The organism is Pseudomonas karstica (genome assembly GCF_009707515.1).
Classification (GTDB): Bacteria; Pseudomonadota; Gammaproteobacteria; order Pseudomonadales; family Pseudomonadaceae; genus Aquipseudomonas; species Aquipseudomonas karstica.
In genome coordinates this window covers 1-1226 of the sequence record NZ_WLYI01000079.1, presented here as the reverse complement: position 1 = coordinate 1226, position 1226 = coordinate 1, and the positions used below count along the sequence as shown (strand labels likewise).

Sequence of the window (1226 nt, the reverse complement as noted above, 5' to 3'; positions counted from 1 at the left end):
CCGAACCACTGGTCCTGCCCCTCTTTTGCTGTTGCAGACTCCGACGCCTCCTTCTTGCAGAGACGTCATGGATGACTGCTTCCTCCTCCCATATCACCCTTATCGAACATGAGCTGGATGGCTTCCATCAGAGCCTGGCGGTGTATCGCCAGCAGATGGGGGCCTGGTATGCGCAGGCGCTGGATACGCTCAGCCATGGGGCGGATTTGCCGTCGTTGCTGGGGATGGACCGGGTGTTGCGGCTTGGGAGCTCGCAGCGTTCGGTGAGCCTGTCCGATGCGGACTTTCTTTCGACGGTGGCGCGCTGCCCGGCGGGCGGTGTGCTGGAGATCGAGAGCACATTTGAGTCGGTGTATGACGTGCCGCTGGGAAATATCCCGGTTGAAGTGATCGGGCTGGATGACGGCAGTTCCTCAGTCATTGTGCTGGATGAGCATGGGAAAGGCTCCCACCACTGCGTGGCCGGCGGGCGTTATCAGGTGCGGGTGCAGGGTGGCGTGTCAGCGGAGCAACTGGAGGCGCTGTTCACTGCTTACGACGGGCTGACGGCGGACCTGGAAACCTGGCTGCGCAAGCAGTGGCACGGGTTCCGGCCGCATTGGCAAACCTCGGCGTCAACCGCAATTGGCAATGGCTTGCTGGCGGGAAGTTGGGCGGCGATCTCGGGAGCCTGGGACGCGATCAAGCAGGTGCAGGAGGTCTTCAAGGACCCCGGCAAGCTGTTCGAAAGCCTGGGCGCCGAGGTTGAAGGGCTGGCCAAACTGGCCAAGAGCGCGCCCCAGGTGATGCAACAGGCCATGTTGCTGGCCAGTGATGAAGCGGCGCTGTACCTGATGTTGCGCACGGCGATGATTTGGCTGTCGGCGCTGCCGCCGAGCCAGGTTGCCGGGCGTTCTGGCGAGGCGGCGGCCGGGTTTGTGGTGGCGTTGCTGATCGACCTGTTGATTGCGCTGGTGCTGACGTTGGCCTTGCCCGCGGCGGGTGTTACGTACATGGCGCTGCGGGTGAGCAAGTATGGGAGGCCGATTTTTGAGGCGGCCAAGGCATTTGTTGAAGGTGTTTTTACCATCATCCAAGGCTTTATGGCGGCGGTGGATCGGTATAAGGCGGTGGCGGTTCGCGGGGTGGTTGGCGGCCTGAAAAAGGGTGGGCTGCAGATGCGCTGGGGGCCGCGTCAGAACGCGGTGGTCAGGCAGAAAGAGTCTGTCGACGATGTGCCGGCCTCG

General features: G+C 62.7%; 1 pseudogene. It reads left to right on the top strand.

From position 1 onward, the window contains the following. Positions 1–71 precede the first annotated feature (71 nt). Positions 72–1226: pseudogene (locus GIR22_RS25780) on the top strand (type IV secretion protein Rhs); the annotation flags it as partial.